The sequence below is a fragment of the Mesorhizobium sp. genome (assembly GCF_017306585.1).
Taxonomy (GTDB): Bacteria; Pseudomonadota; Alphaproteobacteria; order Rhizobiales; family Rhizobiaceae; genus Mesorhizobium.
In genome coordinates, this window is the sequence record NZ_JAFKIC010000152.1 from 21,117 (window position 1) to 39,039 (window position 17,923).

Consider the following 17,923-nt stretch of genomic DNA (forward strand, 5'->3'; position numbering starts at 1 on the left):
CCTCAACCTGTGCTATGCGCCCGCCCAACATGTCCGGCACGATGGATGAAATCGGCCGCAAACCGCTTATATCTGTGCAACCATGACCCTTTCACTCGACCTCACCAACGAGGGTGCCCGCGACGCATTGCGCGCCCGCGCCATGACGGCCGAAAAGCCGTCGCTGATCGGCCTGACGCGCGCCGAACTGGCCGCCGCCCTCATCGACGCCGGCATCGTGCCGGAGCGCCAGGCCAGGATGCGCGCCCAGCAGCTCTGGCACTGGATGTATGTGCGCGGCGTCTCCGACTTTGCCGGCATGTTCAACATCTCCAAGGACCTGCGCGCCGAGCTCGACAAGCATTTCACCGTCGCACGGCCCGAGATCGTCGAGGAGCAGATTTCCGCCGACGGCACACGAAAGTGGCTTTTCCGCTTTCCGCCGCGCGGCGCCGGCCGTCCAGTCGAGATCGAGACCGTCTACATTCCCGAGGAAGGTCGCGGCACGCTCTGCATCTCCTCGCAGGTCGGCTGCACTCTGACCTGCTCGTTCTGCCACACCGGCACGCAGAAGCTGGTGCGCAACCTGACGGCGGAAGAGATTCTCGCCCAGTTGCTGACCGCGCGCGACCGGCTGGGCGATTTCCCCGACCGCGACACGCCCGACGGCGCCATCGTGCCGTCCGAGGGCCGCAAAGTGTCCAACATCGTCATGATGGGCATGGGCGAACCGCTCTATAATTTCGAGGCGGTGAAGAAGGCGCTGCTGATCGCTTCCGACGGCGACGGCCTGTCGCTGTCGAAGCGCCGCAGCACGCTCTCGACCTGCGGCGTGGTGCCGGAAATCGCCCGCACCGGCGAGGAGATCGGCGTCATGCTGGCGATCTCGCTGCATGCCACCAATGACGATCTGCGCGACCTCCTGGTGCCGATCAACAAGAAGTTCCCGCTCAAGGACCTGATCGCCGCCTGTAAGGCCTATCCGGGCCTTTCCAACGCCAAGCGCATCACCTTCGAATATGTGATGCTGAAGGACGTCAACGATTCCCTCGACGACGCCAGGGCGCTGATCAAGCTGTTGAAGGGCATTCCGGCCAAGATCAACCTGATCCCGTTCAACCCGTGGCCCGGCACCAACTACCAGTGCTCGGACTGGGAGACGATCGAGAAATTCGCCGACTACATCAACAATGCCGGCTATGCCTCGCCGATCCGCACGCCGCGCGGCCGCGACATCCTCGCCGCCTGCGGCCAGCTCAAGTCGGAATCGGAACGCATGCGCAAGGTCGACCGGCTGGCGCTGGAAGCCATGATGATCGCGGGGCACGGCGAGGCGTGATTTCCATCAGGCGGTTGGCTGCAAACCTGTTCTGCTATGTTTTGGCCGCCTGGGCGATGAGCCTGGTTTACATGGTCTCTGGCCGGCTGATCGGCGGGCACGGCCCGGCCTCGCTTTTGGGCATGGAGGGTCTGCGGATGATGGCGCTGCAGACCGTCATCCTCGCCCAGTACGCTGCCCTGCCGGCGATCCCCATGATTGTCGCGTCGCAGATGCTGGAGACGAAGCGGTGGCCCCATTTCGTCCTGGGTGGGATACTGGTCGGGATCTGCGTTTTCGCCCTGAGGGTTGCCTATCCCTTCGGGCAGAGCCCCGGCACGGCCCTGCTGGTACGCTCGATTGCCGCTGGCGGCGTCGCGGGATTTGTCTATTACTCGCTCGAGGGCAGGTTCACACAAGCATCCAGACAATCCGCATGAACCGTCTCATGGCCCGGTCGAAACGCTTCACCACGATAGCGGTCGGCTATGTCGCGGCCGTGCTGACCTCGATCCTGGTGCCGGTGCTGCTGATCGTGCTGCTGGAAGGCATCGAATATGGAAACTGGTCCATGCTCTTCACCTTCGACTGGCTGGGTTCCTTCCCGCTCGCCGTTCTGACGGTGATGGCCTGCGCGCTGCTGATCGTCGGCCCCGCAATCCTCATTGCCGAACGGCGTTCGCTGCGCGGCTGGTTCTATTTCGCCGTCACCGGCGCCGTCACCTCCATGGCCTTTGGCGTCCTGGTTCCAGGTTCGGCCGGCGGATTCGTCTTCAACCCGGGCTTTCTCGGCTTTCTGGCCACGGCGGGCACCGCTGCCGGCTGGGTCTACTGGCTACTGGCTGGCCGCAGTTCCGGTTCCCTCATGGACCGGGATCCGGAATGACCCGCTTCGTCGCATATATCGTGCGCTTCGCCATTATCCTGTTCGGCTATGCCGTCGCCGCGCTGGCGGCGAGCGCCTTCCTGAATGTGCTGTTCCTGGCCTCCAGCGGACTGATGGCACACGATCAGCCGCATGCCGTGCCGGCCTCGCTGATTTTCTCGGTCCCCTTCGTCGCCCTGTTCGTCGCCTATTTCGCCTTCCTGCCGTCGGTGGCCGTCATCCTGGTCGCCGAAATCCTCGGCCGGCGCGACTGGCTGTTCTACGCTCTGGCTGGCGCGGTGGTGGCGGGCGTCTTCCTCGGCCTTGTCGACCACGCCGATGACACGACCTTCGCGGTTACCAACACCAGCGCCATCATGGCGGTGATCGGCGGCGGCATGGTCGGCGGCATCTTTTACTGGTTCAGCGCCGGCCGCTGGGCCGGAAGCTGGTGGCGCAACGAACCGTGACCGACGGGCGCGAGCCGGTCTTCCCGGGTAAAAGTTCCGCCGGTCCAGCGACAATGACCGAATGGAAATGGCCTACTTCGCCTGGGCGGTCAGGATCTTGAGCGCGAAGGCGGAAAAGACGCCGGCGAAGAGATAGTCCACCACCCGCGTCACGCGCGGGCTTGCCTTCATCGCCGCCGAGAATTTCTCCGCCGCCAGCACCATCGGCGCCGTCACCGGGATCGACAGCACGATGAACATGGCGCCGAGGAAGAACAGCTTTCCCTGCGCGTGCGGATCATGCGCGGAGACGAACTGCGGCAGGAAGGTCATGAAGAACAGGATGATCTTGGGGTTGAGCAGGTTGACGCCCAACCCTGCCGCCCAGCTGCGGAACAGCGAAATCTGCGGGCCTGACTTCTTCTCCGGCGAAAACGCCGATCCCTTGGCGATCGCCTGCCAGGCGAGGAAGACGAGATAGCCGGCGCCGAAGATCTTCAGCACGAAGAAGGCCATGGGCGAAGCGACGATCAGCGCCGAGACGCCGACCACCACCAGCGTGGTGTGGATCAGCGTGCCGCACAGCGCACCCGCCATGGAGGCGAAGCCGGTCGCGCGCCCCTGGCTCAGCGTGCGCGACACGAACAGCGTCATGTCGGGCCCGGGCGTGATCGCCAGGATGACGGTGGCGATGGCGAACGGGATCAGCGTGGTTGTGTCGGGGATGAAGGGCATGAGTGGTTACCTGTTTTGGCGAGCCGGACCATTCTGCCATTCTCGCCGTTCGTCAATACCGTGCCGGTTTTCACCCATTCTTCACGACAGCAATACTCCCAGCAATAACGCCGTCATTGTATTTACCTATCACCAATTGCTTTGTACGCTTTCGCGGAGAGATGGCGATTTGGGGTGAATAGCCATGAAAAGCAGACTACGCAGATGGCTTGTTGCTGCCGCTTGGGTTTTACCGCTGCTTTTGATCCTTGCTTCAAAAGCATCCTATTCAGGGCCGGACACAAATTACCACCCCATCTGCAGCACGGCAGGTGAAGCGGGCTGCGTTCCATTTGCCGCCTATGTGCAGCACAGAGACAAATGCGCCGGTGGAAAGGCTGATCGGGATAGATGTTTTGGCGTCGGCAATGATGGCTGGGACACTCTTCGCATGGACGGCTGGAAGAACAACAGCAGCCTGGAGCCGCAGCCATTCGAATACGCAACCCTGGAGTATCTGTCCAACGGGCCACAGGCCGGTCAGCTTTTCGATACGCGGCAACTCGACGCAATCGTCGGGCGGTTGAATGAGCTGGTGACGCAGCGCAGGCCGATCATGCTCGTGATTTTCGCACATGGCTGGCACCATAACGCTTACGAAAACCACGATCCGGCCAAAGCGGACAACATCGAGGCAACAGGCGACCGACCCTACAACCAGAACCTCAATTTGCTGGCCTTCAAACATATTCTGGCCAAGACCAACTATGAACTCGGGGCGCAGGGAGAGCCTCCCCGCACGGTCTTTGGAATTTATATCGGTTGGAACGGCGGCCCGGCGAACAGCTATCTGAACGCTGCCAGGATCGGCCGCGCTGCCGACCGGATCGGCGCTTCCAACGATTTCGCGGCCGACATGGCGCGCATCAACGCCGCGGTCAACCCGTCACCCAGCTTGGTCACCCCTGTGCTCGCGATCGGCCACTCGTTCGGAGGCCGATTGCTGTCTCGCTACATGCTGAAGCTGGTCGAGCAGGCCCAGGGGCCGGTTCAGCCCTTTGGCCCGAGGAGCCTGGTCGCGACCATTAACCCGGCAATCGGTGCGGACGCGTTTGACGACTTGATGCGGGCAGGACACCAGGACGGCTCCGATCTGCCCTATTGGATCAATGTCACATCCGCCGACGACTGGGCCACTGGCACGGTGCTTCCCGTTGCCGCATCGCTCGGCCGGGCCGTCGGTTTCGAGATCGGCATCACCGACAAGGTTTTCGCCGCAAGCGCATACAGATCGATCGGACATTACAGCCCGTATCTGACGCACATACTGGAATTGCCTTACGTCCGAGCTGGCGAGAAATGCCAGGATGCCAATGGCTGCTTTGAATTTCAGGGCTGCTCGATCCCGAACAGTGAGAAGAAATGGCAGGCATATTTTGCAGCGCCTGGCCCAAGCACCCGGCAGACGCAGTGGTATCGGGTCGATGCCGTCAAACAGGAGAAAGTGTCACGGCTATTTTATCTCAACCCGAGCACGCAATGCGATTCCCGGTTCTACTTTGTGGACCTCAAGTCCGTTCCGTCGAAGTCGGATTATCCCGGAATGCCGAAATGGATGTGGAACATCCGAGCCGACAAGGAAGGCATCAACACGTCCGACGCGACCAATGACTGCCTTCCAACGGTCGATAACGGCCGAAAGGAATGTGACAAGAAGACCAGCGCGGCCGTGCATAACGCCTTCGTGCAGACCCGTTTCGTGCGCATGTTCCTCGAACTTGTGCTTGCCAAGTCGGGGACATGACGCGTCCGGAGATCCAGCCTACGCCGCCGACTGCTCCATCCCGGCCAATACAGGGGCGGCTGCCGTTGGCAGGATCTGGTCGATCGGCTTGGGCTTGCCCAGGAAATAGCCTTGCGCCTCGTTGCAGCCTTCGACCTGCAGGATGGTGAGCTGGACATGCGTTTCGACGCCTTCGGCGAGCACCGGAATGTCGAGGCTGCGGCCCAGCGTCAGCACCGCGCGGATGATCGCCTTGGCCTGCGGGCTGCGCTCGACATCGGCCATGAAGGAACGGTCGAGCTTGATCTTGTCGAAGGGGAACGAGCGCAGCGTGTCGAGCGAAGAATAGCCGGTGCCGAAATCGTCGATGGCGATGGTCACGCCCAGCGCCTTGATCTGGCGCAGCACATGCAGCGTGCGCACCTTGTCGGCGACGATGGTCGATTCGGTGAGTTCCAGTTCGAGCCGCTTCGGCGACAGGCCGGTTTCGACCAGGATCTGATGGATCAGCTTGGCGAGATCGGCATGGGCGAACTGCACCGGCGACAGGTTGACCGCGATCTTGTGCGCCTTGTCCCAGGACGCGGCCTGCCGGCAGGCGGTGCGCAGCACCCACTCGCCGATCGCCAGGATCGAGCCGTTCTCCTCGGCGATCGGAATGAACTCGGCGGGCGCGATCATGCCGTGCACCGGATGGGTCCAGCGCAGCAGCGCCTCGTAGCCGCAGGTGGCGCCTGTCGGAACCGAGGTCTGCACCTGGTAGTGGAGTGATAGCTCGCCGCGCTCGACGGCGCGGCGCAGGTCGGTGGCCAGCGCGCGCCGCGCCCGCGCCGTCTCGTCCATGGTCGATTCGTAGAAACAGACGGCCCGCGTCACATCGTTCTTTGCCCGGTACATGGCAAGATCTGCATTGCTGACCAGCCGCTCGCGGTCGGCGCCATCGCGCGGATAGACGGCAATGCCGATGCTGGCGCCCGTGACGATCTCGAAATCGTCGATCCGCAGCGGCTCGAACAACGACTTTTCCAGCCGTGAGACCAGTCCGAGCAGGTCGTTCTGGTCCTTGAAGCGCTTGATGGCGGCAAATTCGTCGCCGCCCAGCCGCGCGACGAACTCGCCGTCGCCGGTGAGCTTGGCCAGCCGGCGCGCCACGATCTTAAGCGCCTGGTCGCCGGCCGCATGCCCCCTGAGATCGTTGATCTCCTTGAAGCGGTCGAGATCGATGACGATGACGGCCGTCATCGTTTCCTGATCCTCGCTTGCCCGCTCGATCTCGTGGTCGAGCCGGTCGTTGAAGGAGACGCGGTTGGCAAGGCCGGTGAGCGCGTCGTTGAGGGCCAGATGCTGAAGCCGTTCGAAACTCTCCATCCGGCCGCGCTCGTCGATCAGGTAGCTGGCAAAGCCGGTGGCCGCGACAATGAGGCCGACGACGGCGACCGCCACGGCCATCGCTTCGAGGATATCGGGATTGGTGCCGGTGGTGATGAAGGACAATGGCGTCACCGCCACCGCGGTCATGCCCGTGAAATGCAACCCGACAATGGCGACCACCAGAAGGCCAATCGCCAGATATTGCGACCAGCCACGGGGCCGGCGCACCGCCTGGCCGATGGCCGCGCCTGCGAAGACCATGGAGATCAGCACGGAGGCCGCGACATAGACACCGTCCCACTCGACGATGCCGGCGACGTGATAGGCCATCATGCCGATATAATGCATGGCCGAAATGGCGAGACCGACGGCAGCCCCGCCCCATTCCGGCGCCACGCGCCGGCGCTTGTCCAGCGCCAGAGCGAAGCCGGCCCCGGTCCCGACCATGGCGATGACAAGGGATATCATGGTGAGCGCCGGATCGAAGGTGATCGGCGCGCCGGGCTGGTAGGCGAGCATGGCGATGAAATGCGTGCACCAGATCGAGGATCCGGCCGCGACCGCGGTGAGGAACAGCCATCCCCGCATCTGCAGGCCGACGGTTTTCCTGGCGCGGTCGAGAAGGCCGATCGTTACCCAGCAGCCGGTGACGCACATCAGCGCCGCCAGCAGGACGAGCCACAGATTATGCTCCGTGACGATACAAGATATGACGCGCATCAAGAACGGCCCAAGCCCGAGTGCGCCCGCGACGAACGGGCAAGGCTGCTTCGGCACGGATTGGCGGCCGCGTCAGCTCTGTCTTGCTGGTTTAGCCGCAGGGCATGAAAACTTGCTTAAATCCGAATGACAAATGCAGCCCATGATTGTGGCGGGTTGTTTCCCAAGCTGGATCACGGTGGCGATGCGACGCAACGTCGGCGTCTGGTGTATCGGAACCTTGCGCTGGATCAGCAGTCCGGCGCCGCGCATGCTTGCTCGCCGTGTCTATGAAACGCCGGGCGGCACCATCCTGAGCGCCGCGCACCGCGCCATCGCGCAGCCGCAAGGGTTGATGCCCGAGCGTCGAGTGTTCAAATGGCCAAAACCTCGCAGAAAAATACTGTTTGACCGTTCCATTACCTCGCTTAAGTTCAGCGGCGGCATGGGGGCTTTACAGTGAAAAATGGCATTTCTCTTCCGCTCGCGGCGGCGTTGACCTTGATTGCGTGCGGATCCTCGCATGCAGGCGCGAAACAAGCGCCCAAGGCTGATTTGGACAAGTGCATCGTCGCCGTTGCCGCTTGGGACATAACGCTCAAGCATCAGATGACCTCTTTCATGGGCATCTCAAAGGAGCGAATGCCTGGCCTGTTCTGCCAGCGTCTCGCGGAAGGGATTCGTAGCGGCCGGATCAGCTACTCTGACTTAAATAGTATTCAATACAACCTCCCGACCGAAATCTGGTTGGTCATCAAGGGCAAGTCAAAGGCGGCTGCGGCCGCGCAAGTCCCCGTGCCACGGCCGTCCAAGTTCCGTTATTGCACCGGCATTGATGGCGCCTTCCAGATTCCCGCTTCCCAAAACTGTCCGTTGAGCGGCTACGCGCATTATTGATTGTGATGTGACGGTAGCGAAGCTTGTCAGTCGGGTTCTGACTCCGCTCCAAAACGAAAAAGCCCGGCGCGTAGCCGGGCTCTTCCTGTCAAAATAGAAGGCTCGATCAGTCGGCGTCTATCGCCGTGGCGATGCGGGCGATGGCCTGCTGGTAGACGTTGGCCGCGTTCCAGCCGGCGATCGCGCCCATATTCTGCTGCGCGCTGGCGCCGGCCCGCCAGCCATGGCCCTTGAGGAAGTTAGCGGTCGAAGCCAGAGCTGTCGCCTTGTCGCGCAGATTGCCGTTGCCCACGCCGTATTTCAGGACGTTTCCGGGCAGGAACTGGGTGTGGCCGATCTCGCCGTGCATGGCGCCTACCGAAGAAGACGTCAGCGCGCCGCGATCGACCAGTTTCAGGGCCGCGATGGCGTGCGGGTGGAAATAGTCGGGACGGCGGCAATCATAGGCAAGCGTCACGATGGCCGAGACCGTGTTCTGGTTGCCCATCGAGGCGCCGAAGCCGGTTTCCATGCCCCAGATGGCCAGCAGCACGCCCGGCGACACGCCGTAATTGCTTTCGATCTGGCTGAACAACGCCGCGTTCGACTTCTTCAGCGAGCGGCCCTTGGAAATGATCGCCGACGCGCCGCGACGCTTCATGAAATCTTCCACCGAACCGCTGAACGCCTTGTGGATGGCGCGGTCGGCGGCGATCGTCCTTGTCGCGTAGGTCGCGCCGGCCAGGGCGGCGAGGCCCCTCGACCCGACACCTTCGGCCTTGGCGTCGGCGGCGAATTCCTGCTTCCAGGCGTCAAAGCCCGCGCCGGTCTTGCCGCAGCTGCCTGCGGCTTGCGCGCCCGTCGCCAGCCCAAGCACCGCCACGACGGCTGCCGCTAAAATCCTACCCTTGGCAAGAAATGCCATGTTGTTCTCCTGAGTTGCCTGATTCACGTCCCTGACGGCGAATTTGCCAGCGAAACACGCTCTTGTCACTGTCCCCCGCGCCAAGCTGGCCATTGAGCGGGAATTTGCCTACGATCAAGTGATTATTGTGGCAAACGAGGCAAGGCCCGGCTCGATCAATCCGCCGTGTTGCCGATCGACGTCACCGTGGGGAACGACATCAGGGGACCGGCGTTTTCGGGGGCGACGTCCTTTCCCACAGCGCCGATGGTTCGAAACCGACATGAAGCTCTTCGATTGCCCGAACTGCGGCCACCGCCTCTACTTCGAGAACGCGCAGTGCCTGAACTGTTCCAGCCTCGTATTATATGACCCCGACCATGCCCGCTTCGCGCTGTCGGGAGCGGACGGCGTCCTGGCGTGCACCAATGCCGATGAATGCGCCTGCAACTGGATGGCTGAGCCGGGGCGGGCTTTCTGCCGCGCCTGCGCGCTGAACCAGTTGATCCCCGATCTCTCCGTCGACGGCAACCGTCGGCGCTGGATCCGCGTCGAGGCGGCGAAGAAACGCGCCATCTATTCGCTGCTCGCCTTCGGCCTGCCGGTTTTGCCCAAGCAAAACACCACAGATGAGACCGGCCTGGCCTTCGACTTCCTTGCCGACCCGATCGGCGGCGGCCCGGGCGGCGAGCGCATCCTGACCGGCCACGACAATGGCCTGATTACGCTCAACGTCGCCGAGGCCGACTCTGCCGAGCGCGAGAAACGCCGCGTCGAGATGGGCGAGAACTATCGCACCCTGCTCGGTCATTTCCGCCATGAGCTCGGCCACTATTACTGGGACCGGCTGATCCGCGACGATCCCGACAGGCTTGCGGCCTTCCGCGCCTTGTTCGGCGACGAGCGCGCCGATTACGAGCAGGCGCTGAAGACCTACTATGCCAATGGCGCCGCGCCCGACTGGCAGCAGAACCACATCTCCGCCTATGCCACCTCGCACCCGTGGGAAGACTGGGCCGAGACCTGGGCCCATCACCTGCACATCACCGACACGCTGGAGATGGTCCACGCGCTGAACTTCCCGCTCGGCCGGCTGGAGACGGTGGATGTCGACGACATCCCCCGGGGCGACACGGGGGGCGAACTTCAGGCCGCGCCTTGCGAACCGGCGAACACGCCCGAACCGTTCGGAAAAATCCTTGCCCGCTGGCTGGTGTTGTCGGAGGCGTCCAATTCGATCAACCGCTGCATGGGCCTGCCCGACCTCTATCCCTTCGTCATTTCCGACGTAACGGCGGGCAAGCTCGCCTTCGTGCACGATCTGTTGACGAGACCACGCTAGAACAATTCCAGGAAAAGTGTGAAACGGTTTTCCGTCCGGAATTGCGAAAAACAAAGGGTTAGAGCTATTCGGCGATTCCATGAAACGCTGAATGGCTCTAAGGGTGCCGGCGAACCGATGGATTGAGCCGGGAGCCCGCGTGACGATCGACGACGACGCCTTCGAACGCTATCGGCGCTCGCCCAATTCCAGAACCACCTTGCCGCGCCTGCTCCTGGGAACGCTGATCGTCGTCGTGTTCTGGGCGCTTACGACCGCGATCGTGCTGTTCGGCGGCACCTATGTCTATTTCGCCTGGCAGGAAGCGGCGGCCTCGCCATACGCCATGCAAGGCTTCCTCGCCTCGCCGGTCGGCATCCTCAGCGCGCTCGCTTCTTTCGCCGGCATCTGGATCGGTCTGTGGATTGCCATGCGCTGGGTACATGGCGAGCCGTTGTCAGCACTGCTCGGCGTCAGCCGGCGTGTGTCGTGGCCGGATTTCCTCAAAGGGCTGGCCGCGGTGCTGATCACCTCGATCGTCTCGGAAATCCTGCTCTATGCGCTGCAGCCGGGGATCGAGCGCGGCACGATCAGCCTGTCATCCTGGCTGCTGTTTCTGATCCCGATCGTCGCGCTCACCTTTTTGCAGACATCGTCGGAGGAGGTGCTGTTTCGCGGCTACCTGCTGCGTGGCCTGGCCAGCCGGTTCAGGAGCCCGGTCATCTGGGCGCTGCTGCCCGGCCTGCTGTTCACCTCGCTACACTGGAGCACCAGTTCGAGCGCCGCCATCAACGCCTGCGTGCTCGCCTCGATCGCCGCCTTCACGCTGCTTCTGACCCTCGTGGTTTATGCCACCGGCAATCTCGGCGCCGCGCTTGGCGCCCATCTCGGCAACAATCTGACCGGCTTTCTGATCATCTCGCATCAGGAGAGCTACAATTCCTTCGCCCTGTTCATCGCCAAGCCTTTGGAAGGGCCGGGCTGGACGAGCTGGGATGCGGTGCTCATCGCCCTGATCGGCATCGGCTGCAGCCTGTTGACGATCGTGCTGCTGCTGCACCCGCGCTCGCCGTTGAAGATCGGCGGACAGCGCGGCGATGCCTGATCGCGGCCAGCGGCGCGGGCTCTGTTTGGCCCTTGCCTTGACTCTTGCGCCGATTTCCTGTCTACACGCCTCGAATTCCGCGACGAGTATCCCTCCGAGCAAGCCGACCAGGACGCCAAAGCCTCTTTGAGGCTGGTGCTGTAAATCGATCCTGGAGGCCAACACCCGGCAGCGCTGTGCGCCCCCGGGTGCTTTTTGGTTTTGGCTTTTGCTTGGCGACTTGGCGCGAACGCATTACTTCTCCGGCACCATCCGTGTCAGGGAAAAGGACAAAGAATGTTTGAATCGCTGCAGGAGCGTCTTGGCTCCATCCTGAACGGCCTGACCGGCCGCGGCGCGCTGTCGGAGGCGGATGTCTCGGCGGCGCTGCGCGAGGTTCGCCGTGCGCTGCTCGAAGCCGACGTCGCGCTCGAAGTGGTGCGTTCCTTCACCGACAAGGTGCGCGAGAAGGCTGTCGGCGCCGCCGTACTGAAGTCGATCAAGCCCGGCCAGATGGTCGTCAAGATCGTCCATGACGAACTGGTCGACATGCTGGGCGCCGAAGGCGTCGCTGTCGATCTCAACGCACCCGCGCCCGTCGTAGTGATGATGGTCGGCCTGCAGGGCTCCGGCAAGACGACGACCTCGGCCAAGATCGCCAAGCGGCTGACCGAGCGCCAGAACAAGAAGGTTCTGATGGCCTCGCTCGACACGCGGCGCCCCGCCGCGCAGGAGCAGTTGCGCCAGCTCGGCGAGCAGACCAAGGTCGCCACGCTGCCCATCATCGCGGGCCAGAGCCCGGTCGATATCGCCAAGCGCGCCGTGCAGGCCGCCAAGCTCGGCGGCCATGACGTCGTCATCCTCGACACTGCCGGCCGCACCCATATCGACGAGCCGCTGATGGTCGAGATGGCCGACATCAAGAAGGTGTCGAGCCCGCACGAAATCCTGCTGGTCGCCGATTCGCTGACCGGTCAGGACGCCGTCAACCTGGCGAAAAGCTTCGACGAGCGCGTCGGCATCACCGGCCTGGTGCTGACCCGCATGGACGGCGACGGCCGTGGCGGTGCGGCGCTTTCCATGCGCGCGGTGACCGGCAAGCCGATCAAGCTCATCGGCACCGGCGAAAAGATGGACGGGCTGGAGGAATTCCACCCCAAGCGCATCGCCGACCGCATCCTGGGCATGGGCGACATTGTCAGCCTGGTCGAGAAGGCCGCCGAGAATATCGACGCCGAGCAGGCGGCAGCGATGGCCAAGAAGATGCAGTCGGGCAAGTTCGACCTGAACGACCTTGCCCAGCAGCTTCAGCAGATGTCGAAAATGGGCGGCATGGGCGGCATCATGGGCATGATGCCGGGCATGGGCAAGATGAAGGACCAGATGGCGGCCGCCGGCCTCGACGACAAGATGTTCGGCCGCCAGCTCGCCATCATCTCCTCGATGACCAAGGCCGAGCGCGCCAATCCCGACATTCTGAAGCATTCGCGCAAGAAGCGCATCGCCGCCGGTTCCGGCACCGACGCCGCCGAGATCAACAAGCTCCTGAAGATGCATCGTGGCATGGCCGACATGATGAAGGCGATGGGCGGCAAGGGCAAAGGCGGCGGCCTCATGCGCGGCATGATGGGCGGCCTCGCCTCGAAGATGGGCCTCGGTGGCATGATGCCAGGCGGCCCCGGGGGCATGATGGGCGGCGGCATGCCTGATCTGTCGAAAATGGACCCCAAGCAGCTCGAAGCCCTGCAGAAGCAGGCGCAGGCCGCGGGTCTGGGCGGCATGAAGGGCTTGCCCGGCGGCGGCGGGCTGCCCGGCCTGCCCGGCGGCATGAAACTTCCGGGGCTTCCCGGCCTGGGTGGCGGCGGACTGCCCGGCCTTGGCAAGAAGAAGTGAGACACGCATGAACGAAGAAAAGGACATGGCGGACGCCCGCACCATCCTGGCCGGCTACCGCGCTTCGATCGACAACATCGACGCCGCGCTGATCCACATGCTGGCCGAGCGCTTCCGCTGCACCAAGGCTGTGGGCGTGCTGAAGGCCGAACACGGCCTGCCGCCTGCCGATCCGGCGCGCGAGCAGCAGCAGATCGCCCGCCTTCGCCAGTTGGCCAAGGACGCGCATCTCGACCCCGATTTCGCGGAGAAGTTTTTGAACTTCGTCGTCCGCGAAGTGATCCGCCACCACGAACAGATCGCCGCTGCCAACGGCGTGACGAAAACCGGTTGAGACCCAACCGACATCAATCAACGAAATCAGAGCTTTTAGGAGAAATAGAATGGCACTGAAGATCAGACTGGCCCGTGCGGGCTCGAAGAAGCGTCCCTACTACCACGTCGTCGTCGCCGACGCCCGTTCGCCGCGCGACGGCCGCTTCATCGAAGCGCTCGGTTCGTGGAACCCGCTGCTGCCGAAGGACGGCGAGCGCGTCAAGGTCGACGCCGACCGCGTCAAGCATTGGCTGTCGCACGGCGCCCAGCCGACCGACCGCGTGCTGCGCTTCCTCGACGAGGCCGGCCTTGCCAAGCGCGATGCCCGCTCCAACCCGAAGAAGGCCGAGCCGGGCAAGAAGGCGCAGGAACGCGCCGCCCTGCTGAAGAAGGCGCAGGACGACGCGGCCGCCGCCGTTGCGGCCGCTGCCGCCGCACCTGCCGAGGAAGCCGCCACGGCGGAGTAATCGCTTCCATCCTTTTCGGAAACAGAACGGCGGGCCAATGCCCGCCGTTTTGCTTTTCGGCCCCCGTCACCGCTTGCAGCATGATGCGGAAAATCGCGGAACGGTTTCGCGACCCGAAATTGCGTTGGAACGAAAAGATAAAGCATTGTCGGCGTTCCGTTTTCGCCGGAAATGCCCTAGGGATCGAGCCGTTGATTTCCAATTGTCCGAGGAGAGTGAATCTTGAAGTCGGTTCTGGTTATGGCCGTCACGGCCTTGGCGGCCTTTTGCCTTGACCTGCCAGCCCAAGCGGCCGGTTTTGAAAACGTCGTGGTTTCCGCGACGAAGGGCGGGGAGGCGCAAAGCAATTTCCCTATCGACACACCGGTCATTTATGTGTCGGCTGATCTGGTCGACATACCGTCCGCGTCGACGATTACATTCTCGTGGGTCTCGGTCGATTCCCATGGCGTCGCGCCGGCCAACTATACGATCGACAAGGTCGACCTCGATGTCGGATCGAACACTGAGGCGGATTCGCAGCTCACCAAACCCACGGCGGGATGGCCGGCCGGCACCTATCGTATCGATCTGGCTATCGATGGAACCGTTGCCGAATCGGTGCCCTTCAGCATTCCCTGAACGGCGGGCCCATGCCTAGGCGGCAACGGCCGGCTGGCAGGCTTTTAGCCATATAGAGGAGTTCCTTTAGGAACAGTCTTTCCGCATGGAAACGGCGGGCACTGGCCCGCCGCTATTGCTGGTCCCGTCCGCTGCTCAATAGCCGCGCGGACAGCGATCGGTGTAGACGTTGCCGTAACGGTCGCGATACCGGCATTGGCCGCGCTCGCTCGCCCGGCCGATCAAAGCGCCGGCGACCGCGCCAACAGCGCCGCCCACCACCGCGCCCTGGACCGGATCTCCGGCCACGGCCGCCCCGATCGCGGCACCGCCAAGGCCGCCAACGGCAGCACCTTTTTCCGTTTGCGAGCACGCGCCCAGCGCCGTCGCCAACACCAGAATGGTCATGATTTTCTTCATCTTTGTTCCTCTCACACGGGGATCGTCTTCCTTGCCGCCGAGTCCTTAACTCTCAGGCGGCTAATTTGATCCCGAGGAAAATGATGACCGTGACGCCGCCTGCTCCGACAAGCCTTGGCGTCCCGCGCCGGTCACGCCTCGGTGAGGCGCTTCAGATTGGCGAGACCGGTCTCGAAATCCCGGCCGATCAGCCTGTCGAAATTCATGAACAGGCCCATCAGCTTGGCGATGATGGGCCGGCTGCCGCGCATTGCCCATGAAACGGCGGTGCCGTCGCCCGACGGCGTCAGGGTGAAGTCGACGCTGTTGTTGGCCCGGAACGGCTTTTCGAAATCGAGCTTGAGCGCCACCAGCGACGACGGCACCGACTTGACGATCTCCATGCGTCCCTTGCCGGCCGTGCCATTGCCTTCCCAGGCATAGGCGGCGCCCTTGCCGCTTTCGGCGCCGGACAGCGTGCGCTGCATGTTGGGATCGAGTTTTTCGTAAGGCGACCATTCGGGCCAGCGCCTGAAGTCGTTGATCAGCGGGAAGATGGCTTCCGGCAGGGCCTTGATTGTAGCCGTGCGGGTGGTGACGAAATCATCGGGCCGCGTCGCGGCGTAGATGAGGATGGCGGCGATGATGACGATCAGGATGATGAGGATGGTGCTGAACATTTTTCTCTCCCTCGAGAACAATTCCAGGAAAAGCGCACAGCACTTTCCCCGAGGGAACTGCGTAAGAATGAAACCTTATCGGCTGAACGGGATCAGGGCGCGCACCCTGGGATCGCGCAGATACAGGCCGCCCCACAGGATGATGCCGAGATAGACGCCGAACAGCGTGTGCGAAAACAGCGGATTGCCGATCCGCGCATTGGTGGCGATGGCGCCGCCCATATAGGCGGTGAGCAGGATGGCGCCCAGCACCGAGGTGCGCGGCAGTGCATAGAGTGCCGTCGCGATCAGGCCGACGATGCCCAGCATGCGCGCCACGCCGGCATCGGCCGGCCAGCCGAGCGGCACCATGGTCTGCGTCACGACGTCGAGCGGCGGCAGCTTGATGGCGCCGTCGAAGATCATGAACAGGATGATGAGGCCGCTGAGCACGCGGCCGGTCCACAGGGCGCCCGGCGAGATGGGCGTGGCTTCGGAAATGGTCATTGTGTCCCTCCAAATGGTTCGCCCCGTTCATCGGGGGTCAAACCAAGGACGTACGATGAAGCAGCAATCCTACAGGGGTGCGTGGTTTCCAGCGAAAGCCGCAAAATGCCACGGCCTTACGAGAAGTAAAACTTCTCCGCCGGCAGCATTTTCGGCGGCGTCTCGCCCAGCGCCTCGAACACCGAGATCTCGCAGACGCGGCACAGGCCGTCGAGCGCGAGGTCGTTGGCCTCGGTGCCGAACGGATCCTCGAGCTCTTCCGAAAGCGCATCGAGGCCGAAGAACGTATAGGCGATCAGCGCCGTGAACAGCGGCGTCGCCCAGCCGGTGGTCGAGATCAGCCCGATCGGCAGCAGCAGGCAGACTATATAGGCCGTGCGATGCACCAGCAGTGTGTAGGCGAAAGGCAGCGGCGTGCCGGCGATCCGCTCGCAGCCGGCTTGAATAGCTGTAATCGCCGCCAGCCTCTCATCCAGGATGCGGAAGCCGATCGGATCGACATCGCCGATGCGGCGTTGGGCATTGGCGCGGCGGCCCATGCGCCTGACCATCTCGTCGGCCGGGTTGGCGAAACCTGCCGCCGTATCCGCCTCGGCGGCGATGAAGGAGCGGGCGTCTTCCCTGCTGTCGATCTTGCGCAACTGCCCGCGCAGGAAATGGCAGAAGGCAAGCGCCTCCATGAGCAGCGCGCGCTGTTCGCCCCGATCGTCGATGAGACTGGTCGTGGCGCGCGCCAGGTTGCGGATCTCGAAGACCAGCGCGCCCCACAGCTTGCGCGCCTCCCACCAGCGGTCATAGGCGGCGTTGTTGCGGAACGAGAGATAGATCGACAGGGTAACGCCGACTAGGCCGAAGGGCGTGATGTTGAAGACGCCGAGATCGAGCTGGAACCATCGCGCCAGGGCAAGGATCACGGCCGAATAGATGGCGAAGCCGATGATCTGCGGCAGGATGCGCGGCACCACGGAACCGCGCATGATGAAGAACAGCTGCAGGAAGGTGGGGCGCGGACGGACGATCATTCGGCAAGCCTTCGCGGACCGGATGTGGTCCATGATCTCTCTAATGTGCGGGATGGCGGGCCGGCAAGCTCAACCGCCAGCGACAGGGCCATGTCGCGAGAGCGCGGGCTATCGGCTTTCGCCCGCGGCCGGTATTGAGGAGCGGGCGACCCCATACATCAGGAGAGACGAAGAATGGCCGGCGAGACCGATCTGAAGACCCTGTTGGCTTCAATGACGCCGGAACTGCTCGCCGGCACTTACGTCTTCGCGACGCTGGCGCCCGAAGCCCGCCAGCCGGAAGGCATCGATGCCATCATGGTCTTCCGCGAGCGCGAGGGCACGACGCTGATCGTGACCGAGGAAGCTGCCGGCGCCCCGGGGCTGACCTCCGCTTTCCGCTGCCGCATGATCACGCTGAACATTCATTCGTCGCTGGAAGCCGTCGGCTTCCTGGCCGCGATCACCACCCGACTGGCAACGGCCGGCATGGGCGTCAATCCGGTCTCGGCCTTCTATCACGATCATCTGTTCGTGCCGGCCGACCGGGCGGAGGAGGCGATAAGGTTGCTGCGAGAACTGGCGGCGGAGAATCGAACATAGGGCAGCGCCGCCCCTCATCCGCCCTTCGGGCACCTTCTCCCCGTAAACGGCAGGGCAATCGCATATGGTTTTTTACGAAGATCGACCCCCACCCTTAATCCCTCCCCACAAGGGGG

Annotated in this window: 21 protein-coding genes; 14 read left to right on the top strand and 7 right to left on the bottom strand. The window is 63.3% G+C overall.

What is annotated here, in order from left to right:
* The first annotated feature begins 82 nt into the window (after window positions 1-82).
* From rlmN to J0I79_RS17200, 4 genes are read left to right on the top strand one after another with little or no spacing between them, the layout of a single operon-like run.
* Window positions 83-1,318 carry a 23S rRNA (adenine(2503)-C(2))-methyltransferase RlmN gene (gene rlmN, locus J0I79_RS17185; RefSeq protein ID WP_292861065.1) on the top strand — a complete coding sequence of 412 codons (1,236 nt, stop codon included), beginning with the start codon at window positions 83-85 and terminating at the stop codon, window positions 1,316-1,318.
* Window positions 1,315-1,737 carry a hypothetical protein gene (locus tag J0I79_RS17190; RefSeq protein ID WP_292861068.1) on the top strand — a complete coding sequence of 141 codons (423 nt, stop codon included), beginning with the start codon at window positions 1,315-1,317 and terminating at the stop codon, window positions 1,735-1,737. The genes rlmN and J0I79_RS17190 overlap by 4 nt, the downstream gene beginning before the upstream one ends.
* A complete protein-coding gene (locus J0I79_RS17195; protein ID WP_292861071.1) occupies window positions 1,734-2,183 on the top strand; it encodes a hypothetical protein in 450 nt (149 codons plus the stop codon). The genes J0I79_RS17190 and J0I79_RS17195 overlap by 4 nt, the downstream gene beginning before the upstream one ends.
* The gene (locus J0I79_RS17200; protein WP_292861074.1) at window positions 2,180-2,632 is read left to right on the top strand and encodes a hypothetical protein; all 453 of its coding nucleotides are present in this window, start codon (window positions 2,180-2,182) and stop codon (window positions 2,630-2,632) included. Before J0I79_RS17195 ends, J0I79_RS17200 begins: the two co-directional genes overlap by 4 nt.
* A 72-nt stretch (window positions 2,633-2,704) precedes the next feature.
* Here the strand turns inward: J0I79_RS17200 and J0I79_RS17205 are convergent, their stop codons facing one another.
* A complete protein-coding gene (locus tag J0I79_RS17205) occupies window positions 2,705-3,346 on the bottom strand; it encodes a LysE family translocator (protein WP_292861077.1) in 642 nt (213 codons plus the stop codon).
* Window positions 3,347-3,776: 430 nt separating this feature from the next.
* On the opposite strand from J0I79_RS17205, the gene J0I79_RS17210 reads away from it, so the two are divergent.
* Window positions 3,777-5,129 (top strand): hypothetical protein, encoded by a 1,353-nt coding sequence (locus tag J0I79_RS17210; protein ID WP_292861080.1) that lies wholly within the window; start codon window positions 3,777-3,779, stop codon window positions 5,127-5,129.
* An 18-nt stretch (window positions 5,130-5,147) separates the two neighbouring features.
* Here the strand turns inward: J0I79_RS17210 and J0I79_RS17215 are convergent, their stop codons facing one another.
* Complete coding sequence (locus J0I79_RS17215) at window positions 5,148-7,199, bottom strand: bifunctional diguanylate cyclase/phosphodiesterase (protein WP_292861083.1); 2,052 nt, start codon at window positions 7,197-7,199, stop codon at window positions 5,148-5,150.
* 133 nt (window positions 7,200-7,332) lie between these two features.
* Between J0I79_RS17215 and J0I79_RS17220 the strand changes: the two genes are divergently transcribed.
* Window positions 7,333-7,641 carry a hypothetical protein gene (locus J0I79_RS17220; protein ID WP_292861086.1) on the top strand — a complete coding sequence of 103 codons (309 nt, stop codon included), beginning with the start codon at window positions 7,333-7,335 and terminating at the stop codon, window positions 7,639-7,641.
* On the top strand, window positions 7,638-8,075 hold the full coding sequence (locus tag J0I79_RS17225) for a hypothetical protein (protein ID WP_292861089.1): 438 nt from the start codon (window positions 7,638-7,640) through the stop codon (window positions 8,073-8,075). The genes J0I79_RS17220 and J0I79_RS17225 overlap by 4 nt, the downstream gene beginning before the upstream one ends.
* A gap of 106 nt (window positions 8,076-8,181) precedes the next feature.
* On the opposite strand, the gene J0I79_RS17230 is transcribed toward J0I79_RS17225, so the two are convergent.
* Window positions 8,182-8,979 (bottom strand): lytic transglycosylase domain-containing protein, encoded by a 798-nt coding sequence (locus J0I79_RS17230; RefSeq protein ID WP_292861092.1) that lies wholly within the window; start codon window positions 8,977-8,979, stop codon window positions 8,182-8,184.
* 262 nt (window positions 8,980-9,241) lie between these two features.
* Here J0I79_RS17230 and J0I79_RS17235 point away from each other — a divergent pair, with 262 nt between their 5' ends.
* The 6 genes from J0I79_RS17235 (at window position 9,242) to J0I79_RS17260 (ending at window position 14,659) form a co-directional block, all read left to right on the top strand.
* Window positions 9,242-10,300 (top strand): putative zinc-binding metallopeptidase, encoded by a 1,059-nt coding sequence (locus tag J0I79_RS17235; protein ID WP_292861095.1) that lies wholly within the window; start codon window positions 9,242-9,244, stop codon window positions 10,298-10,300.
* Window positions 10,301-10,439: 139 nt separating this feature from the next.
* Window positions 10,440-11,384, top strand: coding sequence for a type II CAAX endopeptidase family protein (locus J0I79_RS17240; RefSeq protein ID WP_292861098.1), 945 nt, complete (start codon window positions 10,440-10,442; stop codon window positions 11,382-11,384).
* A gap of 276 nt (window positions 11,385-11,660) precedes the next feature.
* Entirely contained in the window at window positions 11,661-13,256 is a 1,596-nt protein-coding gene (gene ffh / locus J0I79_RS17245) for a signal recognition particle protein (protein WP_292861101.1), read from the top strand.
* Between the two features lie 7 nt (window positions 13,257-13,263).
* On the top strand, window positions 13,264-13,590 hold the full coding sequence (locus tag J0I79_RS17250; protein ID WP_019862096.1) for a chorismate mutase: 327 nt from the start codon (window positions 13,264-13,266) through the stop codon (window positions 13,588-13,590).
* Between the two features lie 49 nt (window positions 13,591-13,639).
* Window positions 13,640-14,038, top strand: coding sequence for a 30S ribosomal protein S16 (gene rpsP / locus J0I79_RS17255; RefSeq protein WP_292861119.1), 399 nt, complete (start codon window positions 13,640-13,642; stop codon window positions 14,036-14,038).
* Between the two features lie 222 nt (window positions 14,039-14,260).
* On the top strand, window positions 14,261-14,659 hold the full coding sequence (locus J0I79_RS17260) for a hypothetical protein (protein ID WP_292861122.1): 399 nt from the start codon (window positions 14,261-14,263) through the stop codon (window positions 14,657-14,659).
* A gap of 135 nt (window positions 14,660-14,794) precedes the next feature.
* Here J0I79_RS17260 and J0I79_RS17265 read toward each other — a convergent pair whose 3' ends face one another.
* The 4 genes from J0I79_RS17265 to J0I79_RS17280 form a co-directional block, all read right to left on the bottom strand.
* The gene (locus J0I79_RS17265) at window positions 14,795-15,058 is read right to left on the bottom strand and encodes a YMGG-like glycine zipper-containing protein (RefSeq protein WP_292861125.1); all 264 of its coding nucleotides are present in this window, start codon (window positions 15,056-15,058) and stop codon (window positions 14,795-14,797) included.
* Between the two features lie 131 nt (window positions 15,059-15,189).
* Complete coding sequence (locus J0I79_RS17270; protein ID WP_292861128.1) at window positions 15,190-15,717, bottom strand: SRPBCC family protein; 528 nt, start codon at window positions 15,715-15,717, stop codon at window positions 15,190-15,192.
* Between the two features lie 75 nt (window positions 15,718-15,792).
* Complete coding sequence (locus tag J0I79_RS17275; protein WP_292861131.1) at window positions 15,793-16,203, bottom strand: DoxX family protein; 411 nt, start codon at window positions 16,201-16,203, stop codon at window positions 15,793-15,795.
* A 116-nt stretch (window positions 16,204-16,319) separates the two neighbouring features.
* On the bottom strand, window positions 16,320-17,225 hold the full coding sequence (locus J0I79_RS17280; protein ID WP_292861134.1) for a bestrophin family ion channel: 906 nt from the start codon (window positions 17,223-17,225) through the stop codon (window positions 16,320-16,322).
* A gap of 174 nt (window positions 17,226-17,399) precedes the next feature.
* Here J0I79_RS17280 and J0I79_RS17285 point away from each other — a divergent pair, with 174 nt between their 5' ends.
* Window positions 17,400-17,807, top strand: a complete 408-nt coding sequence (locus J0I79_RS17285; RefSeq protein ID WP_292861137.1) for an ACT domain-containing protein — start codon at window positions 17,400-17,402, stop codon at window positions 17,805-17,807.
* The last annotated feature ends 116 nt before the right edge of the window (window positions 17,808-17,923 follow it).

What these genes read in the sequence shown, in the direction of transcription:
- rlmN (WP_292861065.1), top strand. Translation starts at nt 83, where the DNA reads ATGACCCTTTCACTCGACCTCACCAACGAGGGTGCCCGCGACGCATTG.
- J0I79_RS17195 (WP_292861071.1), top strand. Translation starts at nt 1,734, where the DNA reads ATGAACCGTCTCATGGCCCGGTCGAAACGCTTCACCACGATAGCGGTC.
- J0I79_RS17200 (WP_292861074.1), top strand. Translation starts at nt 2,180, where the DNA reads ATGACCCGCTTCGTCGCATATATCGTGCGCTTCGCCATTATCCTGTTC.
- J0I79_RS17205 (WP_292861077.1), bottom strand. Translation starts at nt 3,346, where the DNA reads ATGCCCTTCATCCCCGACACAACCACGCTGATCCCGTTCGCCATCGCC.
- J0I79_RS17210 (WP_292861080.1), top strand. Translation starts at nt 3,777, where the DNA reads ATGGACGGCTGGAAGAACAACAGCAGCCTGGAGCCGCAGCCATTCGAA.
- J0I79_RS17215 (WP_292861083.1), bottom strand. Translation starts at nt 7,199, where the DNA reads ATGCGCGTCATATCTTGTATCGTCACGGAGCATAATCTGTGGCTCGTC.
- J0I79_RS17220 (WP_292861086.1), top strand. Translation starts at nt 7,333, where the DNA reads ATGCAGCCCATGATTGTGGCGGGTTGTTTCCCAAGCTGGATCACGGTG.
- J0I79_RS17230 (WP_292861092.1), bottom strand. Translation starts at nt 8,979, where the DNA reads ATGGCATTTCTTGCCAAGGGTAGGATTTTAGCGGCAGCCGTCGTGGCG.
- J0I79_RS17235 (WP_292861095.1), top strand. Translation starts at nt 9,242, where the DNA reads ATGAAGCTCTTCGATTGCCCGAACTGCGGCCACCGCCTCTACTTCGAG.
- ffh (WP_292861101.1), top strand. Translation starts at nt 11,661, where the DNA reads ATGTTTGAATCGCTGCAGGAGCGTCTTGGCTCCATCCTGAACGGCCTG.
- J0I79_RS17250 (WP_019862096.1), top strand. Translation starts at nt 13,264, where the DNA reads ATGAACGAAGAAAAGGACATGGCGGACGCCCGCACCATCCTGGCCGGC.
- rpsP (WP_292861119.1), top strand. Translation starts at nt 13,640, where the DNA reads ATGGCACTGAAGATCAGACTGGCCCGTGCGGGCTCGAAGAAGCGTCCC.
- J0I79_RS17265 (WP_292861125.1), bottom strand. Translation starts at nt 15,058, where the DNA reads ATGAAGAAAATCATGACCATTCTGGTGTTGGCGACGGCGCTGGGCGCG.
- J0I79_RS17270 (WP_292861128.1), bottom strand. Translation starts at nt 15,717, where the DNA reads ATGTTCAGCACCATCCTCATCATCCTGATCGTCATCATCGCCGCCATC.
- J0I79_RS17275 (WP_292861131.1), bottom strand. Translation starts at nt 16,203, where the DNA reads ATGACCATTTCCGAAGCCACGCCCATCTCGCCGGGCGCCCTGTGGACC.
- J0I79_RS17280 (WP_292861134.1), bottom strand. Translation starts at nt 17,225, where the DNA reads ATGATCGTCCGTCCGCGCCCCACCTTCCTGCAGCTGTTCTTCATCATG.
- J0I79_RS17285 (WP_292861137.1), top strand. Translation starts at nt 17,400, where the DNA reads ATGGCCGGCGAGACCGATCTGAAGACCCTGTTGGCTTCAATGACGCCG.